We start from the raw sequence: 1440 nt of genomic DNA on the forward strand, positions 1-1440 counted from the left end.
GTCCCCCACTGATCGTCACCGGCGCGCTCAACGACGCCATTCACGGGAGACCGCAAGTCCGGGTGGTTCGTGTTCAGCTGAGCCTCCTGACCACCAACATAATTGAAATCGATGCCCCGGTGTGGGTTACTTGATCCGCGTGGCCTGCCCGTCACTGCGCCGTATGGACTCGTAACGTGAGGCGAGATCCCCCCGACGGGCTGAAGAATACGTCGCATCATGTCGTCCCACATGTTGAAATCCCTTTTTGAAGAAGGAGAGAGAGCTTCACGCGAATTGACAGACAGCGGTCCCCGCCGTTTCGCTAGCGGGCGACGGCTTGCTCAACTCTCGCTGATCCACTAAATATTTCGCGCGCGGTAGTTTCATGTAAGACATGCCGCATTCGCCGGAGGGGGCTTACGTGAACAGAGTTATTCGTCGCGGAATTCTCAGTCGGGTTTTCTCTGCGGCTGCGCTGGTCGCTCTCGCACTTCCTGCCTTCGCACAGGAACCGCCTGCTCCGACATTCGGCAAATGGCGTCCCAAGGCCGGTGTCTACGCCGAACCTGGCAAGAATTTCCAGTCGAACTGCGATGAAAGCGGCGGCCTTACAATCGATCTTGGCGAGAAATCGGTCAGCGGTTACGAATGGGGCTGCGACGTCAAGAAAGTCACCGATGTTGGCCCAGGCGCGCTGAAGGTTGACATGGTCTGTGACGATTACAATCTGGCGCAAAACCTCAACCCGCGCGACCCCAACTGGGCGAACAGACAATTCAACGAGGTCATGTTCATCAAACGGCTCGATGCGGCGGCGATCTCCGTCCAGAAGAGCCTGAATGGGAAGCTCAAGGATCCTCCCTGGCGCGCGGCCTACTGCCCTCTGAAAACACAGCGCGCGCTTGCTGAGGCCACGCTGAGAGCCAAGGTAGAGGCCAAGCAGAAGGCCGAGGAAGCCAAGCGGAAGGCCGAAGAGGAACTCACTCTCAAAAGCGCTCATCCGCGAGATGGCGTCTACGCCGCGGTGGATGCCGATTTCGAGGAACGTTGCTTGAAATTCAGCGACACGGTCGTTTCGTTCGCCAGGAAGTCAATCGTTACTGCCTCGAACAAGTGCGATATCCGCCGCACGCGTGTTCAACTCCCGGACACCGTCAGGATCGGCGCCGATTGCACATTGCAGCCGGCTTCGAACGGGGACGCTGTCGGCGTACAGAATGTGGACACAACTCCGGACCGCGAGAACCTGATGTTCAAGAAGATCGACGACAAGACCGTCATCCTCTGGATCATCAACAACGGACACTTTACCGGCGACGGCCGAAAGCTGTCCTATTGCGGCGATCAGGTGCAGCGCGCCTACGCCGGACAACGCCGGACCGGTAAGCAGACAAAGAATTAGCCCGTAGGCATCAAGACGAAAAACCCGCGCCGGATTGCGTCCGCGCGGGCAACACC

The 1440-nt window shown here is 58.5% G+C and carries 1 protein-coding gene; it reads left to right on the forward strand.

Annotated features, from left to right (window positions below; translation table 11 throughout):
* Positions 1-403: 403 nt before the first annotated feature.
* On the forward strand, positions 404-1384 hold the full coding sequence (locus ACXJL8_RS40925; protein ID WP_456623831.1) for a hypothetical protein: 981 nt from the start codon (positions 404-406) through the stop codon (positions 1382-1384).
* The last annotated feature ends 56 nt before the right edge of the window (positions 1385-1440 follow it).

The organism is Bradyrhizobium sp. P5_C11_2 (assembly GCF_054049755.1).